Source organism: Pedobacter aquae (assembly GCF_008195825.1).
In the GTDB taxonomy this organism is placed as follows: Bacteria; Bacteroidota; Bacteroidia; order Sphingobacteriales; family Sphingobacteriaceae; genus Pseudopedobacter; species Pseudopedobacter aquae.
On the sequence record NZ_CP043329.1, the window covers coordinates 915945 to 934247 of the forward strand.

Here is an 18303-nt window from a genome sequence, read left to right on the forward strand (position 1 = left end):
CTAAGCCATTTACAAAGCGTCCTCCTCTTAGAGGAGGTGCAGGAGGAGGCCCTTTCTACTCAATCTTTCCACTTTACAACCAACCAACCTATCTCAGCATTTAGGCATCTTTCTACTCTGTACTTTATACTTTTGACTCTGTACTTCTCCACCTATTTCCTTTTTAATAAATATTTTTATTTTAGATTTATATAGCTTGCAGCAATCCCTTTCCTATTATCCTGCTATTACTGTAGCAATCTACCTGATATAAGTTCACAGCATCAGAAAACAAATCTTTTGCTTAAGACTAACTATCTTAATAACTGAGAACATGACAAAATTTTTTAAACTCATTAACATACTGTTAAATGTAGAAACGTTACTCCAACAAATACTTACTACTTTAAATAAACAACAGGAATTAGAACAAGAAGAAGAATGGATGGATGCTTATGAAGTAAGAGACTTTTTTAAAATTCATCGGAGTACTCTTTACCGTTGGCAGTGTGAAAAAATTATAGAGCCTAGCAGGATGGGCAGAAAAAATATGTACAGAAAATCCCATATCCAAAGAATTTTAGAACAAAGCCACAGAGATACCTGAGCATTATAGACAAAGTCTTCTTTATAATTTTTAATCAAATCATGGGGAGAGAGCCATTAAGGACTCTCCTCTTCATGATTTCATTGCTCATGAAAGTAAGAATTACTGCTGATGTACTTTACACTTTCCAACCAACCTATCACAACATTTAGGTATCTTTTTACTCCATAATTTTGACTTTCTACTCAAAAAAATCCTCCCTCTTTCATTCTCCCTCCAGAGGGAGACACTGGCGGTATACCTTTCAAGCGTATGAAATAGAAAGTCTTCTTTCTTTTAAAGATGCAGCTCTAAGCCATTTGCAAAGTGTCCTCCTCTTAGAGGAGGTGCAGGAGGAGGCACCTTCTACTCCAATCTTTCCACTTTACAACCAACCAACCTATCTCAGCATTTAGGCATCTTTCTACTTTCTACTCTGTACTTTCTACTTTTAAAACTCTCTTTAGGCTCCACCATATCAAGCCCTAGCATTACATCTCCTTTTACGCAGAACTCCGGCATGGCAAGATTTTCGGGTAGCATTATCCCAGCCTCAGCAGAAACATTCAAAGAAAATCTTCGAGCCAGTGTATTTTGGTTCCTTTTGGGCGACAAAAGGAACGAGCCCCGCCGGCGATAGAGGCGGATAACAATTGTTTAAAGATGTTTAAAATAAAATATGATGACATCAATCGATAAAATCGAAAAGCCATAATAAGCACTCGTTGCAAACGAGCGCAAGAAGAATAATCTTTCCACTTTCAAGCAACCTTCCAACCTTCCAAGCTATCACAACATTTAGGCATCTTTTTACACCGTAATTTGACTTTCTACTTTCAAAAACCAGTATGCGTTTCACTACCATAGCCACCCAACTCCCGAGCTATCAGGACTAACCACCAACTAACCAACTAACAAACTAACCACCCAACTAACCAACTAACCACCAAACACATACATCACACAGAGATCACACAGAGCAATCCGAAGGAACACCGAAGGAAGAAAACACCAAAAAATGAATTTTCTAAGATTTTTAGTTCAGAAGCAGCAAAAGCTGAAAGAAGCAATAGGTTCTATTTTGTTCTATAAAGGTTGCATAAGGTTCTATGATGTTCTTTTGAATGTTAGCCTATAGGATATTAATAATCAGCGTTTTAGGTTTGTGATGTCCAAAGCGTTATACCGGTATCAGCACAAAGACAGGTTTATTTTTTCACATTAAATTTTAACAACATGGCAAAGTCAAGAAACAACGTCATCACACATGGTTTATCAGGTTTAATAGGCGATTTACTGGTCTTTAGACAAAGGGCAGGAAAAACAATCGTATCAGACCGACCAAAAGTCAGGGTTGATAATCCAAATCCCGACCAACTAGAAGTAAGGGAACGCTTTATCAAAGCAGCAAGGTATGCAAAAGCAGCCATCAGTGATTTAACTATAAAAGCCTTATATCAGGCCGCTGCAAAGGCAGGTCAAAGCGCCTATAATGTAGCTTTTGCAGATTATAAGAAAGCCCCTGAAATTGAGGCCAATCCTAATTATAATGGATACTCGGGCCAAATAGGTTATCAAGTAGAAGCAACTGTTTATGATAATTTTATGGTTACAGCTGTCAAAGTAGAAATCAGAGACGCCTCTAATGCTTTGATAGAACAAGGAGACGCCATCCAACAAGATGATGTATCGAAATGGATTTATGCAACAACAGTAGCAAATCCTGATTATGCAACATCAAGTATCATCATAAAGGCATATGATATGCCCGAAAATGAAACCATCCAAGTAACCCAACTTTAATCATCTATTTGTCTGACATCGCAAGGTGTCAGACAATTTTAAAAACCAATATCATGGCATTCATAAAATCAGACAGCTTCTATGCAGGTCTTTCAGGGAAAGTAGGTGACCTTATATTCTGTAAGGGTACAAAAGGCACCATCGTAAGAAGAGCTTCACAAAATAAATCTAATCATCATCCAACACCAGGGCAAGAAGAATGTAGAAGCCGTTTTGTAATGGCCAATAAATTTCTACTCACAGCAGCTCATGTCCTTAAAATGGGAGCTATAGAAAATGAAGAAATTGAAGTCCAAAAAAGGAATCGTTCTGCAATTAGAAAAAGTATTGTAGGTGGGGTTTATCCTCATTTATTTATTGATTTTTCTAAACTCATTCTCACTAAAGGAAAGATGAGTTTACCTGATAAACTCAACATAAAACTGAAAGAGCATAAGCTCGAAATCAGTTGGAATAGCAGAAAAGTTAACACGCAAAGTGAACTCATTATTGCTTGCTACAGCGCCATTCAAAACTGCTGGATAACACAGCTTATAAAATTCAGAAAAGATGAACAAAGTCATCATTTTACAATTCCAAATAGCCTCCATGAAGGTTTCGAATGTTACGCCTTTGTAAGAGCTATAAACAGACAAGCGGTATCCAACAGTAAGTACTTCGGAGGTTTCCAATGCATAGTATAAAACTCTAAAGCAATATTTAAAATGAAAAGTATATACATAACTCCAAGATGGGTTTACAGTATTCCCATCCGTATCTATAAAGAACAACTTAGTATTATATTTTTATTAGTTCTTTTTTTGTACAGTTCAACAATTTTAAGACTAATAGATAGCAATGCCGCCCCGCTAGATGCAGGCATCCTAAGTGCTATCCTATTAGCCATTCTAGCTTTCCTGCTATTTAAAGCACTTACCTGGTGGCTGATTGAAAATATCTGGCCAGTATTGGGCAATTTCTCCAAAGAACAATTTTATACACACTTTAACCATCTATCCTCATGGCAAAAAATCATCATCTATTTAAGTTTCTATTTGTTTTTACTCTATGGCTTTATCTTCACACTCATAGCCATTCTGTAAAAGCAGGAACATTATCAGCAAACAGAACAAAGTTAAAACGTATCTACAGCCAAGAAATAGGCATAAGAGAAAAAAGCAACCGTAACGACGGTAGTCAAGTAGAAAGCTATCTCAAATATACTGGCCATAGCAAAGGCGCTCCCTGGTGTGCCGCCTTTGTAAGCTGGTGCTTAGGCCAAGCAGGTATCAGTAATCCACAGACTGCATGGAGTCCGGCATTATTACCCGCAAAGCGTATCATCTGGGAAAATACTTGGCAGAAAGAAAAGATACAGCCACAGGCAGGAGATGTATTTGGTATTTGGTACGCTTCCAAAAAACGTATTGCCCATTGTGGTTTTATAGATGCATGGGGCGAAAGCATCGTGATCACCGTTGAAGGGAATACCAATGAAGCAGGAAGCAGAGAAGGTGATGGGGTTTACCGCAAGCGGAGGCTTAAACGTACTTTATATGCCGTGGCAGATTGGATTACAGAAAGGAGGGTGAGTATATGAGAAAACTTATAATATTATTTCTCATGCTTGTACTAACAGCCTGTTCAAGTCAGAAATCCCGATATCAGCAACTCCTCACAGAACTAGAAAAGACCAAACAGGCTAGCATGATAAAAGATAGCCTGCAAAGTAAAAGCAGTACGATAAGCGCTACACAGCAGCAAGTAAAAGAAGGTATCGTCTTAGAAATGGATGAACTGTTTTACTGGCATCCAGATAGCGGCCTAAAGCAGCGACCGGGCTTTATTAAAGTGAAAGTTTATAAAAGCAGGAGTAAAGACAGTTTAGCGCAAGCTATCCATCAACAGCAAAGCAGTAGTATTAAAGCCCATCAGCAAGAACAAGAGTTGCTAAAGAAAACGACTCATAAAGCATTAGAAAAGGAAGTGGAAAGGAAAGGGAGTTTTATTGGAATCATATTCGGTATGATTTTCTTAGGCTTGGTGGTTTTAGGGCTTTGGTGGAGATTAAAATCTTGAATATTTAAGGTAAGTAGGTAAAAAACGATGTAATCATTCACTCATGTTAAGTACTGTTTGAAGGCAACGCAAGCCAGAGAGACTGCTTCATTCTTCGCTTGACAGAATCATCGAATAGAGTGAGGCAATTTCTACATCCAGCTTCGAGTCCTTTGCGCTCTCCGTGGTTAAAAAAAAAGCGATACCATCGCCACACCAAGTTAAGACCTCATTGCAAACGAGCTCAAGAGGATTCCTCCAAACTCTTTCATAAACCACCCACCACAAAAATTATATAACACTTTCCTAAAACTGTATAACACATTAGCTACTAAAGCCAGTAAATTTGTGTTATGAAAAGGAGGAAAAGATGGCAACAACAATAAAAACGCAAAACTTCCCGGTAATGGGGATGACTTGTGCGGGTTGTGCGATAAGTGTAGAGACTATGCTTGCAGCACAAGAAGGTGTAAAGCAGGCCGAGGTAAATTATGCCAGTCAATCAGTTAAGCTAAGCTTTAACCCAGAGCTGGTAAAGCCGCAAGATTTTCAGAAAGTTTTACAAGGCGTGGGTTATGATATCATTATAGACGAAGAAAATGCACAAGAAAAACAGGAAGAGGTGCAGCAGCAGGCTTACCATAGCTTAAAGCATAATTTTATTTTAGCGGCTATATTAACCACACCAATAGTGGTGATAGGGATGTTTTTGATGGATATGCCTTATGCCAATGAGCTGATGCTGGTTTTAAGCACACCTGTTTTATTCTTTTACGGCCGAAGTTTTTTCATCAATGCTTACAAACAGGCTAAACATGGCAAAGCCAATATGGATTCTTTGGTGGCTTTAAGTACAGGTATAGCTTATATTTTCAGCGTCTTTAATACTTTTAACCCACATTTTTGGCATCAAAGAGGGTTACATCCGCATGTTTATTTTGAGGCTGCGGCAGTGGTTATTGTCTTTATCATGTTGGGTAAGTTGTTAGAAGGCAGGGCAAAATCTAGCACCTCTACAGCCATCAAAAAGCTTATGGGTTTACAACCTAAAACGGTTATACGTTTAGGGGCTAGGGGCGAGGAAGAAGTGCCTATTAGCCAGGTTCAGGTAGGAGATTTAATTTTGATAAGGTCTGGCGAGAAGATACCTGTAGACGGTAGGGTAACAGAAGGCAATTCTTTTGTAGACGAGAGCATGCTTAGCGGAGAGCCTATTGCTGTAGCCAAGCAAGCAGACGATATCGTTTTTGCGGGTACCATAAACCAAAAAGGTAGCTTTAAGTTTACAGCAGAAAAGGTAGGAGAGCATACCTTATTGGCGCAAATCATCAAGCTGGTTCAGGATGCCCAAGGTTCTAAAGCGCCTGTACAAAAATTGGCAGATAAAATTGCCGGAATATTTGTTCCGTTGGTGATGCTGATAGCCCTATTAACCTTTGCCATTTGGATGCTTTTTGGCGGCGAGCATGCTTTTACACAAGGCATAATGGCTATGGTTACAGTATTGGTTATTGCTTGTCCTTGTGCTTTAGGTTTAGCCACACCAACCGCCATTATGGTGGGTATTGGTAAAGGTGCCGAGCAGGGTATACTCATTAAAGATGCCGAGGCGCTAGAAGCCGGTCACCAAGTAAATGCTATCATTTTAGATAAAACAGGAACCATTACAGCAGGACATCCTCAAGTGCAGCAAGTGCTTTGGTCAAAAGCAGCTTTGAATAAGTTGGAAACTTATGAAGCGGTTTTATTGGCGATGGAACAGCAGTCTGAACATCCATTGGCAGAGGCCATCATTAGTCATTTAAAACAAAAATCTTTGCCAACGGTACAGCCGAGACAGTTTAACAGCTTAACGGGTTTGGGTGTAGAAGCGGTTTTTGAGCAAGAAACGTATGTAGCCGCTAGCCATAAAATACTTCAGCAGCAAAATTTAGCTATCGCTGATGATTTGCAGCAGCAATTACTGGCTTTAAAAGAGCAAGCCTATACACTGGTATATTTTGCAAACAGTAAAGAAGTTTTGGCTGTTGTGGCTATCGCCGATGAGGTGAAAGAAGGCTCTAGAGAAGCTATACAGCAATTACAACAACAAGGCATTGCGGTGTATATGCTTACCGGAGATAATGAGCAAACCGCCAAAGCTGTGGCCCTACAAACAGGTATTCAGCATTATCAGGCTGATGTTTTACCTGCGGATAAAGCCGCATTTGTTGATAAATTGCAGCAAGAAGGCAAAGTGGTAGCCATGATAGGCGATGGTATCAATGATAGCCATGCTTTAGCACAGGCCAATGTATCTATTGCTATGGGTAAAGGTTCTGATATTGCCATAGATGTAGCTAAAATCACCTTGGTATCTTCAGATTTAAGGTTGGTGCCTAAAGCTTTACAGCTATCCTCACATACCGTAAAAACCATTAGGCAGAATTTGTTTTGGGCCTTTATTTATAACCTTATCGGGATACCCCTTGCGGCAGGAATTTTATATCCTTTTAACGGATTTTTATTGAACCCGATGCTGGCTGGTGCAGCAATGGCTTTAAGCTCCGTATCGGTAGTAACAAACAGTTTACGCTTAAAATATTTAACATCATAATTTACAAGAACATGGAAACTATAAAATTTAAAACCAATATTAAATGTGGTGGATGCATTGCCACCGTAACGCCAGCTTTAAATAGCCTTAAGGGACTTAACAAATGGGAAGTTGATACCGTTAATGCGGATAAAATACTAACCGTAGAAGCAGAAGGAATTAGCGCCCAGGAAATTGCCGATACGGTAAAGAAGGCGGGTTTTACCGCAGAGCAAGTTTAGACTTAAGTCGATAAATAAACATTAATGCAATTTTGTTGCATTAATGTTTTCCTCATGTTATATTTGCTTCAAAAGAAAGCAAATATGAATAAGAAATTACCTGTTACAGTTTTAAGTGGTTTTCTTGGAAGCGGGAAAACCACTTTGCTTAACCATATTTTACATCATAAAGAGAACTTAAAAGTTGCGGTGATAGTAAATGATATGAGTGAAGTAAATATTGACGCCCGTCTGGTTAAAAACGAGGCTACTTTATCTAGAACAGAAGAGAAATTGGTGGAAATGAGTAATGGCTGTATTTGTTGCACCTTACGGGAAGATTTGATGATTGAGGTAGAAAAACTGGCTAATGAGGGTAAATTTGATTACCTACTGATAGAAAGTACGGGTATTTCTGAGCCTATACCTGTAGCGCAAACCTTTACTTTTAAGGATGAGGAGAAGGGGATAGACCTCTCACGCTTTAGTTATATAGATCAAATGATTACCGTGGTTGATGCCTATAATTTCTTTAAAGATTTTGGAACATCAGAACTATTGAAAGATAGGCAGCTTACCGAAATGGAGGATGACAACCGTACCATCGTAAACTTATTGACCGACCAAATTGAGTTTGCTAATACCATCATTTTAAATAAGGTAGATTTGGTTAAACCTGCTGATGTAGCATTGCTAAAAGCTTTAATCAATAAACTTAATCCCGATGCCGGTGTGATAGAAACCGTATTTTCTAAAGTCAACATTCATGATATTTTGTATACGCATCAATTTGATTTTGAGAAGGCATCCTCATCTGCCGGATGGCAAAAAGAATTAGAACAAGAGCACATCCCGGAAACGGAAGAATATGGTATCAGTTCTTTTGTTTTTAGAAATAAAAGGCCTTTTCATCCAGAAAGATGGATGCTTTACCTGCAACAAGAGTTTCCGCATAACATCATCAGGTCTAAGGGTTTGTTTTGGATGGCCGATAAACCTCATGAAGCTTATAATTTTTCACAGGCTGGTGGCTCTTCTCGTTTAGAGGGCGCTGGTGTATGGTGGACAAGTATGCCTTTCGCAGAGCGTATCAAATATCCCGATTATTTGGAGAACAAAGATTATATAGAAAATAAATGGGATAAAAGGTTTGGAGACCGCTTAAATGAGTTGGTTTTTATTGGTCAAGATATGGATAAGGAACAGATTTTAAAAGATCTGGAAACTTGCCTCACTACAGACCAAGAATTATTTGCTTTTCAGCTTTAAGCTGATATACTTAAAATAAAAACGCCGGCAAGAGTATTTCTTGCCGACGTTTTACAACCAAACCTAAAAAAATTAATTTACCAAAGATCCCAACAACCACTCTTTCTTAAGTTTGTTTTTGAGCATCTTATTTTGTGTTTCTATCAGTTTTTCTTGTGCCTCTATCAATTTACTCTCTCGGGCATTGATAAGAAACAAAGAGCTATCTCCAAATTTAAAGCGCATTTCTTCGCCCTCCAAGAGTTTCTGGTTAGCTACCAAAGCTTCTTTAAGGGTGCGTAATTGATTTTGCAGGGCTCCAAATTCTGCTAAATTCTGACTTAGTTTTACGCTTAAATCATTACGTACTAAATCTTGCTCCAATTCTGTATTTCTGATTTTTATTTTCGCTTCTGCCAATTCTCCTCTTGCAGCAGCAAAAGTAAGGGGCATAGCTATCTGAAAGCTTACTTTATTGTTTTGCTCCCAAAATCTTCTGTTTACATTTCTCAGAAATTGTGTATCGTTATTTAATAAACCTACTTGTAAATCTATCGTTGGTCTTAAACTTTCAGCTTTTAAGCGCCTTTCTATTTGTAAATCACGCAGCTTAAAATCGTAACTTAAAAGTTTAGGGTTATTGGCAATATTTAATTCTGCACTTTCTGGTAAAGTAATATTAGCTTCTTGAGGCAAAGCGTTTAATTTCTCAATATCTACCGGGGTATTGTCTTCTAACCATAAAAAAGAGGCTAAAAGGTATTTGGCTACCTGTAAATCTAAATTAGCTTGTTGGTATTGTACTTCGCGTTGTTGTACCTGTGTTAATGCCTCCACAGTATCAATGGCTGGCCTGTCTCCACCTCTAAAACCTTCTTTCACCGCCTCAAACCTGACGGTGCTAAGTGCTAATGCCTGACGATAGACTTCGGCAATTTTATATTGGTTTTGCCAGCCTAAATAAGCCTCACCAGCGTTCAAAATTAAATCGTTAATGATTAATATTTGTTCATTTTCACTGGCTTCGGTAAAAATACGAGCCTGTTTTAAAGCAGCTCTTCTTTTATCCATCAATAAACCTTTACCTAAAGAAAAATTAACACCTACATTGCTTAAACCTTCTTTGGGTAATTTACTTTCTGGGTTAAGGAAAGCACCTTCGGCAGTAGCATAATTTCCTTTCAGTTCTATACCATACCATAAGGGTATTTTAACCTCGGGCGTTAAAAACTGAAAGTATTCTGTACCATCAAAAGCTTTTCTATCGTAATCTACAGACAGCTTTGGGTCAAAACCGCCCCAAGCTTGTTGCATGCGGGCTTTGGCTAGTCTGCCAACCAAATTAGCTTGCTGTGCTACCGGATGATAAGATCTGATAATCTCTTTAAAAGATTCCCATTTAAGGGTATCTGTAGGCTGTTGTTGTGCAAAAGCCGGCAGCAAAAACGCTATCAGAATAATAGAAACTAATAACCTTTTCATTTCTTATCGCTTTTTGCTTGATCTTTACCACCTGTCTTATTACCTGTACTTGTAGCTACATAATACTCAGGAGGGAAGCCATTTAGCTGACGCCATAGTTCGTAAATAACGGGCACATCTTTCAATAAGGCTATACCTTTAGCTCCGGTACCGTAGCTTAATTGTGGTGGCCATGGTTTCTCATTTTTATCTGGACGCACCCAAGCTCTAAATTTTCCGTTTAAACTGATGGATGGATCTACCGCAGCGATAACACCGCCAAAAGTACCGTAAGAAGTGTTGGGCCAGCCAGAGAATACAATAGCCGGGAAACCATCAAATTGTAAACGCACTTTCTGACCTTTATTAATCAAAGGTAAATCTAAAGGGTCTACAAAAATTTCTACAGCAACTTCAAAATTAATAGGTACAATCTCTAGCAGAGGGTCGCCTTCTTTAACTGTTTCGCCAATACCTGCTTTGGTAGTTCTTATCACCTGGCCAGATTGTGGCGCAGTAATCACATAAAAACCCCTTCTAATTTCGTAGTTAGACATTTGGTTTTTAAGCTTGGCAACTTCACTTTGGGTGGTAGCCATATCTGATAGGGTAGAGAGCCTATCGCCATTAGCTTTTAGTACTTTTTCTTGATATTCTTGCTCTACAGCATTTTGCTCTAGGCGGATGATTAATAACTCGTTACGACTGTTGTAAAACTTGTTTTCTGCCCCCATCTTTTTAGATAGCGCATCCTGATAAGCTTGTTGTCTTTGTTCATACTCGGTTAAAGATTTTAAGCCAGCATCGTATAATTGTTTTTGTCGTTTCAACTGCTCATCAGCAATTCTGAGCTGGTTTTCTGCTGCTACATAGCTGATGCTATCAGACTGTACAATTAAAGTGTATTGTTTAAGCTTATTCCTTAGCTGACTTAATTTTAAGGCTCTAGAGTTTTCTATAGCTATGGCTTGGTCGCCAGTCAATCTAGCCTTATTCTCATAAAAATCTATAGATGCTGATTTGGCTTTAATTTGCTCATCTACACGTATCAATTGAGATGGGTCTAAATATTCTTCCTTAATCTCCGTTATTTTTAATAAGGTATCGCCTTTTTTAACAATATCACCGTCTTTTACGTACCATTGCTCTATACGACCAGCAATAATACTGTTAATTTCTTGTGGTCTTTGTTGTGGGTTAAGCGTAGAAACCACACCATCAGGCTGTATATTTTGTGTCCACGGCAAACATAAAACTATTACTAAACCTATAAGAGTAAAGGTAAACCATTTTCTTCTTCTCGAGGTTCCATCACGCTCATGCATGATTCTGCCGAAAGACTTATATTTTGTAAAATGGTCTGAAGGTATCTTACTTTCTAAAAACATAATTAAAACGTTAATTTTCTACTAACTGGCCATTTTCTAAATAAATAATTCTCTCACACTGGTTTTTAAAGGTTTCATCATTACTGATGGCTACCAGTGTAAACTCATGATCTGGGTTGGTTAGGTAATTGATAACCTGTTGCCTAATCTGAGGCTCTATACCATTCCAATTATCTTCTACTAAAATAAGGGCTGGTTTGGTTACCAGACAACGAGCTAGTAATATTTTTTGGATGATATTGAAAGGTAATTTTTTTCCTTGTGGGTCTACATAAGTATCATAACCTTGTTGTTGTTTACTGATATAATCATCTAAACCAACAATTTTACATACTAAATCTAAATCAGCAAAACTTATTTCAGGATTACCTAAAGTAATATTATCGAAAATAGAACCGCTAAATACGTCTTCATCACCTAATAATGAGGATACATTTCTGTTTAAGGTTCTGGTATCTATCATTTTTAAAGGAGTATTGTTATATAAGATATTGCCTTTAAAGTCTTGATAAATTCCAGAAAGAATTCTTAGTAAGGTTGATTTACCCGATCCTTCCGATCCTATAATACAAACTTTTTCTCCTGATTTTATCTCAAGATTGATGTTTTTTAAGGTTAATGATTCATGAGGATAAGCAAAATCTAAAGATGTCATTTTAAGATTTAAGCCATTAGAGGTAGCAAAGGCTAAACTTTTTTCGTCGCTTACCTCATCATCTTGTGGTTTTGCCAATACTTTATTGAGTTTTTCTAGAGCAGTAAGAACATCATAAACAACTTCTAAGCTCAAAATCATTTTCTCTATAGAGCTTAAAATGGTAATGATTACAATTTCTGCTGCAATAAACTGTCCTAAGTTAATTTGCTGTTCTATAAATAGGTAAGAACCCAAAATTAACATTGCTGCGGTGGTAACCACTTTAAAAGCAGTAAGAATACGGTATTGAAACAACAAAACCGAAAAATGCTGGTCTCTGGAAGTTAAATAACCATTAACCAGTTTGTCGGTTCTCTTGAGGTGTAACTCATGATGCCTGTTTAGCTTGAAGGGTTTGACCGCTCTAGATATTTCTTCTAGCCAATGTGCTACATCGTATTTATAATCAGATTCTTTCATACTGGTAACAAAACCTTTGTCAGATGAAAAATAAAAGATTATAATAACCAATGTAAATATGGTAATCGCAAAAATGATAAATACCGGATGGTAAAAGCATAATAATGTTAAACCAAAAATAATTTGAATGCTGGCTGCCGGGAAGTCTAATAAAAGCTTTGAAAAACCTTTTTGAAGATTTGCAGTATCAAAAAATCTATTTACCAATTCTGGTAGGTAATAAGAATCAACACTTAACAAATTAAGCTTTGGGATGCGATAAGCATAAGCAAAAGTTAAGCGAGTAAATATTTTTTGTTGTAAGCGCTCTGTGATACGCATTTGCGCTATTTGCAAAATACCTGTAAATAATACACCGGCTATCACAACACCAATTAAAACAATTAATGAAGTACTTATGGTGCCTCCGAAGAGTAAATTTACAATAGCTTGAATTCCTAAGGGTAGAGAGAGCAGTATAAAACCATTAATAATGGCATAAAAATAAACGTTACTAATTTCTCTTTTCTCTAAATTAACCAGTTGGTTAAACCTTTTAATTGCTTTTCTTATAGAATAGTTTTCAGCATTCGCCATATAATTTTTTTCGCTTCTTTAATTTTCTTAAGACATACAGTTTTGTCTTCACTGCCTTAACAACGTTTATTTTAATATGAAGTTTAAACTAATGTTACTTTTTGTGCGCAACCTAGTATTTTTTCTTTAGCTAAGCTAATTTGATTATAAATTTTAATGCTTTTCTAATCTTTTTGTCTTTTTTCTTCTCAAATCGAGTGATTTATCCTTTTAATAACTGTTATTTTAATATTAAGGCAGGCAGCCTTGCGCTGCGCTGCCATAACAACATTTATTTGGGGATGAAGTTTAAACTAATGTTGCTTTTTTTGTACAACCTAGCGTTTTTTTGTCTAATTAAGTTGATTCTTTGGTAAATTTTAATGCTTTTATAGTCTTTTTGTGTAATTGTTCTTTTTTTGAATAATTTTTTGTCTTTAATAGCAGTTTTTGAAATATTAAGGCAGGCAGCCTTGCGCTGCGCTGCCATAACAACATTTATTTGGGGATGAAGTTTAAGCTAATACTGCTCTTAATGTGCAGCTTAGTATTTCTTTCTTTAGCTAAGCTAATTTCTTCTCTTATATTTTTTAATGCTTCCTCTAATTCCGCTATTCTTTTCAACTCATCAGCAGGAATAGATTTTTGTCCTTCATGGTTAATTAAAGATTGTCTATTATGATATTCTAATTTTGCATTATACAGTGTAGAAATTAAATGTGCGGCATCTTCTGCGCTAAAAGACCAGTCTATAAACGAAAATTGTTTTCCTTCCATGTTGTTTGCTTATTTAAACATCACAAACATATAAGGTCTTTTTCATATATTATTATTTATATTTGATATGAAATACATAACTAATTTTTATGAATTATACGCTACATCAATTACAGGTTTTTCTTAAAATAGTAGAAACAAAAAGTATTACAAAAGCTGCACATGAACTTTTTTTAACTCAACCTGCGGTATCTATTCAGTTCAAAAATTTCCAAGATCAATTTGACATTTCTTTAACAGAAGTTGTTGGTAAACAAGTATATATAACTGATTTTGGTTTTGAAATTGCCCGTATGGCGCAAAAAATTTTAGATGAGGTAAATGCCATCAATTATAAAACACAAGCTTATAAAGGCATCTTATCTGGTAGGTTAAAAATTGCGGTGGTATCTACCGGAAAATATATTATGCCTTACTTTTTAACAGACTTTTTAAAAGAACACCCCGGTATAGATTTAACGATGGACGTTACCAACAAGTCTAAAGTGCTTGAAAGTTTAGAAAATAATGAGGTAGATTTTGCTTTAGTATCTGTACTACCTCAAAGATTAGCCGTAAATGAGGAAGTGCTTTTAGAAGATAATTTATACTTATTGGGTAATAAAGAACATCAGTTTAACCAAGGGCCTTACAAGAAGAGTATTTTTAATGAGATACAGTTAATATATAGAGAAGTAGGTTCTGGTACCCGATTTATCATGGAAAGCTTTTTTGAACAGAGTAAGGTAAATGTTAGAAAAAAGTTAGAGCTTACCTCTAATGAAGCTGTTAAGCAAGCGGTTATTGCTGGTTTAGGTTTTTCTGTTATGCCTTTAATAGGGGTACATAATGAGGTAATGCTTAAAGATTTAAATATTATACCTGTGGCTGGTTTGCCTATTAAAACCAAATGGAGGATGATTTGGTTGAAAACCAAAAAGCTATCGCCTGTGGCCGAAACTTTCTTAGACTATACCAGAGAGCATAAAAAAGACATACAAGACAAAAGTTTTAGTTGGGTTAAAGAATTGAGTTTAGAATAAGCCACTAGATAAAAATTCTTATTTTCGGCTTTTAATCATTTGCGCATGAGATTTACATATTTTATAAGTTTATTTTTATTTGCAGGAGTTTTAACTCATCAAGCGGTAGCACAAACAGAGGTAGACGAGCGTTCTATGCAGTTTAAAGGTCTTAAGTTTGCATCTAAAGATTCTTTATTCTTTATAAATTTTAGATTTAGGATGCAAAATAGAATGGGTTTCGTGACCGAGGATGCAGATGATTTAGGTATCAGAGAATGGGATGCCCGTGTAAGAAGATTAAGACTTAGAGGTGATGGCTACATATTAGGAGAGAAGTTGGCTTATAGCGTACAGCTATCTTTTTCACGTGGCGATCAAGACACAGATAACACCGGTGTAGCTAATATTGTACGTGATGCGGTTATTTTCTATCATTTCACAGATAATTTTTATGTAGCCTTTGGGCAAAATAAACTTCCAGGAAACAGACAACGTGTAAATTCATCGGGGCAGTTGCAATTTGCAGACCGCTCTATTGTAAATGGTGCTTTAACGATAGATAGAGATTTTGGTTTAAAAGCCTATTATACCAATACCCTAGGAAATGCAGTTTATCAATTAAAAGGAGCTATTTCTACAGGGGAAGGTCGCTCTGTAAACACCACAGATAAAGGCTTGGCTTATACCGGAAGGGTAGAGTTTTTACCCTTTGGTAGTTTTACCAATGATGGAGATTACTCTGAAGGAGATTTAGAGCGAGAACAAAAACCAAAATTAAGTCTTGCTGGTGGCTATTCTTATAATAAGGCTACTACAAATACCGGAGGACAATTAGGTGAAGATTTATTTGCACCCGTAGATATGAAAACCTTCATGTTTGATGCTATTTTTAAATATAACGGTTGGGCTTATGCTGCCGAGTTTATTAAAAGAGATGTAAATAACCCTCTAACATATGATAGTGATGGTACTTTAAGCTATGCTTATGAAGGTTATGGTTTAAATAATCAGTTCTCTTATATTTTTAAAAATAATGTAGAAACAGCTTTTAGGTATTCTTATTTAACGCCTTCAAAAAGATTAGCCAATTTAGAAGATACCCGAGAGGTGTACGAATTAGGCTTAACCAAATATTTAAAAGGGCATAAAGTAAAAGCACAACTTAATATGAGTTATAATGTAGGCAACCAGAATTATAGCCTAAATCATGATAAAAATTATTGGGGCGCTATGTTCCAGATAGAATTAGGGATATAGAATTATTAGTCTTTCACCTTTTAAAAGTATTTAAATAACATTTAAACCCGCCCATAAAGCGGGTTTTATCATGATATAAGTCTGCTATATTGTTTAAAGCATATTTAAATGCGGTTTAAGAGCTATTAAGTGATTTTGGACACAAATATTATATTTTAAATCACTTTTTTTAATCCTTAAGGTCATTCTTTAGCTATGTAGGTCAGCATACCTTTGAACTATAAATCAAATAGTTCAACAGATATGAAACTTAACATCAACAAACTCACCAAAACAGCTTACATGGCATGTGTAATGTTGTTCACGTTTATTTACCTTCCTACAACATCAGCTCAAAATACTTATAAGATTGGCACCGGTTCGCAAATTAAAGTTATCGGAACATCTAACATACACGATTGGGATATGACCGCAGTAAACTTTGCTTTTGATGCAAACTTTACAGTGAAAGGAACAGATGTTCAGGATGTTTCTGCTTTAAGTTTTGTGCTTCCTGTAAAGAACTTAAAAGGTAAAGAAGATTTGTTAAACAGCAGAGCGCACAAAGCGCTTAAAGAGGAGCAGTTTGATAAAATATCTTTTAAACTAACAGATGCTGTAGTTGTGCCACAACAAAATATCATTAAAGCAACCGGAAACTTAACCATTTCTGGGGTAACTAAAAAAGTGCTTATCCAAACTACTTATACGGTAGGTGCAGACGAGAGCATCACTTGTAAAGGCTCTAAAGCTATTAAAATGAGCGAGTACAACATTAAAGCACCATCATTTATGATGGGGGCACTAAAAGTTGCAGATGAGGTTACCATCGATATACTCTTAAAACTTAAAAAATAAACATAAAATAATCAATTGTTCTATAATCACTCAATAATAACAATCATGAAAACTAGATTACTTTCAAACCTAAAATTTGGTGCAGCAGCGTTACTAGCTGTGGCAGCAAGCAATACTTTTGCTCAAGAAACAGAAGTTGCAAATCTTCGTCCTTACGATAAATCAGGTATTAACGTATTTGAAGCTCCAAAAGAAAACGATGCGGTTTTTAATAAACTAAAAGTAAGATTTGGTGCAGGTTTTACACAATCTTTCCAAGGCTTAAAACACGAAAATAAAGCTGGTGGATTGTATAAAGTTTCTCCAGGATTTAACACCGCTAATGCTAATCTTTTTATGGATGTTCAATTAGCAGATGGTATCAGGTTAAACTTAACTAGCTATTTGTCTTCAAGACACCATAACGAGACTTGGGTTAAAGGCGGTTACATCCAATTTGATAAATTACCGTTTAAAGGACAGTTCTGGTCTGATTTGATGAAAAACACAACCATTAAAGTTGGACACATGGAAATCAACTACGGAGATCAACACTTCCGTAGATCAGACGGTGGACATACTTTATACAATCCGTTTGCAGAAAACTATATCGTTGATGCCTTCACAACAGAAATTGGTGGTGAGATTTTATACAGAAAAGGTGATTTCTTCGGGCAGATTGCAGTTACCAACGGTATGATTAAAGGTAACGTAGATAGCTTAATTGCTACTCCGCAAGATAAAAACATTCACAAATCTCCTGCTATTCACTTGAAAGCTGGTTTCGACAAACAATTAACAGATGATTTAAGATTACGTTTAGCAGCTTCTTATTATACTAATAAAAGCTCTGGTGGCCAAACCTTATACGCAGGAGACCGTACAGGATCTAACTACTTTATGGTGATGGAAAAATTAGGAAGCACAGCAGCTGCACAATTTTCATCTGGTCGTTTAAACCCTGGTTTCAGCAAAAAAGTAGATGCTTTCCAATTAAACGGATTTGTTAAAGCTAAAGGTTTAGAATTATTTGGAACATATGAAGCAGCACAAGGTCGTTCTAAAACAGAAGTTGATGAAAGAAAATTATCTCAATACGCTTTAGATGTGGTTTACAGATTTGGAAGCAAAGAGAATTTATTTGTAGGTGCAAGATACAATGTGGTAACTGCAAAATTAGCTAATGTAGCAGCAGTAGGTGCAACTCCAGCAATTGTTTACAATGATGATATTGAAGTTAACAGAATAGCATTTGGTGCAGGTTGGTTCATAACAGATAACGTGTTGTTAAAAGGAGAGTACGTTAAACAACAATACAAAAAATTCCCTACAGCAGATTACCGTAACGGTGGCGAGTTTAGCGGATACGTAATACAGGCAGTAGTTGGTTTCTAGGCCTGAGTATAATAGGTGAGGAAAGGGTGTTCGGTTTTAATTTGAAAAATTAAAAAATCCGGATGCCCTTTTTTAGATTTAGAA

At 36.4% G+C, this 18303-nt stretch carries 16 protein-coding genes; 12 read left to right on the forward strand and 4 right to left on the reverse strand.

The features are described 5' to 3' along the window. Positions 1-313 precede the first annotated feature (313 nt). The 8 genes from FYC62_RS04075 (at position 314) to FYC62_RS04110 (ending at position 8470) form a co-directional block, all read left to right on the forward strand. A complete protein-coding gene (locus tag FYC62_RS04075; RefSeq protein ID WP_149074025.1) occupies positions 314-586 on the forward strand; it encodes a helix-turn-helix domain-containing protein in 273 nt (90 codons plus the stop codon). Positions 587-1801: 1215 nt separating this feature from the next. After that, positions 1802-2368 carry a hypothetical protein gene (locus FYC62_RS04080; protein ID WP_149073563.1) on the forward strand — a complete coding sequence of 189 codons (567 nt, stop codon included), beginning with the start codon at positions 1802-1804 and terminating at the stop codon, positions 2366-2368. Between the two features lie 53 nt (positions 2369-2421). After that, on the forward strand, positions 2422-3051 hold the full coding sequence (locus tag FYC62_RS04085) for a DUF6266 family protein (RefSeq protein ID WP_149073564.1): 630 nt from the start codon (positions 2422-2424) through the stop codon (positions 3049-3051). Between the two features lie 317 nt (positions 3052-3368). Beyond that, entirely contained in the window at positions 3369-3947 is a 579-nt protein-coding gene (locus FYC62_RS04090) for a CHAP domain-containing protein (protein WP_149074026.1), read from the forward strand. Positions 3948-3970: 23 nt separating this feature from the next. Beyond that, a complete protein-coding gene (locus tag FYC62_RS04095) occupies positions 3971-4426 on the forward strand; it encodes a hypothetical protein (RefSeq protein WP_149074027.1) in 456 nt (151 codons plus the stop codon). Between the two features lie 349 nt (positions 4427-4775). Next, on the forward strand, positions 4776-7001 hold the full coding sequence (locus tag FYC62_RS04100; RefSeq protein ID WP_149074028.1) for a heavy metal translocating P-type ATPase: 2226 nt from the start codon (positions 4776-4778) through the stop codon (positions 6999-7001). An 11-nt stretch (positions 7002-7012) separates the two neighbouring features. Then, on the forward strand, positions 7013-7222 hold the full coding sequence (locus tag FYC62_RS04105; protein WP_149074029.1) for a heavy-metal-associated domain-containing protein: 210 nt from the start codon (positions 7013-7015) through the stop codon (positions 7220-7222). A gap of 84 nt (positions 7223-7306) precedes the next feature. After that, positions 7307-8470 carry a GTP-binding protein gene (locus FYC62_RS04110; protein ID WP_149074030.1) on the forward strand — a complete coding sequence of 388 codons (1164 nt, stop codon included), beginning with the start codon at positions 7307-7309 and terminating at the stop codon, positions 8468-8470. Between the two features lie 72 nt (positions 8471-8542). Here the strand turns inward: FYC62_RS04110 and FYC62_RS04115 are convergent, their stop codons facing one another. The 4 genes from FYC62_RS04115 to FYC62_RS04130 form a co-directional block, all read right to left on the reverse strand. Further along, entirely contained in the window at positions 8543-9931 is a 1389-nt protein-coding gene (locus FYC62_RS04115) for a TolC family protein (protein ID WP_081987694.1), read from the reverse strand. Next, positions 9928-11298, reverse strand: a complete 1371-nt coding sequence (locus tag FYC62_RS04120) for an HlyD family secretion protein (protein WP_149074031.1) — start codon at positions 11296-11298, stop codon at positions 9928-9930. Before FYC62_RS04120 ends, FYC62_RS04115 begins: the two co-directional genes overlap by 4 nt. 10 nt (positions 11299-11308) lie before the next feature. Continuing rightward, a complete protein-coding gene (locus FYC62_RS04125) occupies positions 11309-12991 on the reverse strand; it encodes a peptidase domain-containing ABC transporter (protein WP_149074032.1) in 1683 nt (560 codons plus the stop codon). Between the two features lie 477 nt (positions 12992-13468). Continuing rightward, complete coding sequence (locus tag FYC62_RS04130; RefSeq protein WP_149074033.1) at positions 13469-13747, reverse strand: hypothetical protein; 279 nt, start codon at positions 13745-13747, stop codon at positions 13469-13471. Between the two features lie 89 nt (positions 13748-13836). On the opposite strand from FYC62_RS04130, the gene FYC62_RS04135 reads away from it, so the two are divergent. From FYC62_RS04135 to FYC62_RS04150, 4 genes are all read left to right on the forward strand, one after another. Then, positions 13837-14769, forward strand: coding sequence for a LysR family transcriptional regulator (locus tag FYC62_RS04135; protein ID WP_149074034.1), 933 nt, complete (start codon positions 13837-13839; stop codon positions 14767-14769). 45 nt (positions 14770-14814) lie between these two features. Beyond that, on the forward strand, positions 14815-16008 hold the full coding sequence (locus tag FYC62_RS04140; RefSeq protein ID WP_149074035.1) for a porin: 1194 nt from the start codon (positions 14815-14817) through the stop codon (positions 16006-16008). Between the two features lie 243 nt (positions 16009-16251). Continuing rightward, positions 16252-16845, forward strand: coding sequence for a YceI family protein (locus FYC62_RS04145; RefSeq protein ID WP_039454452.1), 594 nt, complete (start codon positions 16252-16254; stop codon positions 16843-16845). A gap of 45 nt (positions 16846-16890) precedes the next feature. Beyond that, entirely contained in the window at positions 16891-18219 is a 1329-nt protein-coding gene (locus FYC62_RS04150; protein WP_149074036.1) for a hypothetical protein, read from the forward strand. Positions 18220-18303 lie beyond the last annotated feature (84 nt).

What these genes read in the sequence shown, in the direction of transcription:
- FYC62_RS04075 (WP_149074025.1), top strand. Translation starts at nt 314, where the DNA reads ATGACAAAATTTTTTAAACTCATTAACATACTGTTAAATGTAGAAACG.
- FYC62_RS04080 (WP_149073563.1), top strand. Translation starts at nt 1,802, where the DNA reads ATGGCAAAGTCAAGAAACAACGTCATCACACATGGTTTATCAGGTTTA.
- FYC62_RS04085 (WP_149073564.1), top strand. Translation starts at nt 2,422, where the DNA reads ATGGCATTCATAAAATCAGACAGCTTCTATGCAGGTCTTTCAGGGAAA.
- FYC62_RS04090 (WP_149074026.1), top strand. Translation starts at nt 3,369, where the DNA reads ATGGCAAAAAATCATCATCTATTTAAGTTTCTATTTGTTTTTACTCTA.
- FYC62_RS04095 (WP_149074027.1), top strand. Translation starts at nt 3,971, where the DNA reads ATGCTTGTACTAACAGCCTGTTCAAGTCAGAAATCCCGATATCAGCAA.
- FYC62_RS04100 (WP_149074028.1), top strand. Translation starts at nt 4,776, where the DNA reads ATGGCAACAACAATAAAAACGCAAAACTTCCCGGTAATGGGGATGACT.
- FYC62_RS04105 (WP_149074029.1), top strand. Translation starts at nt 7,013, where the DNA reads ATGGAAACTATAAAATTTAAAACCAATATTAAATGTGGTGGATGCATT.
- FYC62_RS04110 (WP_149074030.1), top strand. Translation starts at nt 7,307, where the DNA reads ATGAATAAGAAATTACCTGTTACAGTTTTAAGTGGTTTTCTTGGAAGC.
- FYC62_RS04115 (WP_081987694.1), bottom strand. Translation starts at nt 9,931, where the DNA reads ATGAAAAGGTTATTAGTTTCTATTATTCTGATAGCGTTTTTGCTGCCG.
- FYC62_RS04120 (WP_149074031.1), bottom strand. Translation starts at nt 11,298, where the DNA reads ATGTTTTTAGAAAGTAAGATACCTTCAGACCATTTTACAAAATATAAG.
- FYC62_RS04125 (WP_149074032.1), bottom strand. Translation starts at nt 12,991, where the DNA reads ATGGCGAATGCTGAAAACTATTCTATAAGAAAAGCAATTAAAAGGTTT.
- FYC62_RS04130 (WP_149074033.1), bottom strand. Translation starts at nt 13,747, where the DNA reads ATGGAAGGAAAACAATTTTCGTTTATAGACTGGTCTTTTAGCGCAGAA.
- FYC62_RS04135 (WP_149074034.1), top strand. Translation starts at nt 13,837, where the DNA reads ATGAATTATACGCTACATCAATTACAGGTTTTTCTTAAAATAGTAGAA.
- FYC62_RS04140 (WP_149074035.1), top strand. Translation starts at nt 14,815, where the DNA reads ATGAGATTTACATATTTTATAAGTTTATTTTTATTTGCAGGAGTTTTA.
- FYC62_RS04145 (WP_039454452.1), top strand. Translation starts at nt 16,252, where the DNA reads ATGAAACTTAACATCAACAAACTCACCAAAACAGCTTACATGGCATGT.
- FYC62_RS04150 (WP_149074036.1), top strand. Translation starts at nt 16,891, where the DNA reads ATGAAAACTAGATTACTTTCAAACCTAAAATTTGGTGCAGCAGCGTTA.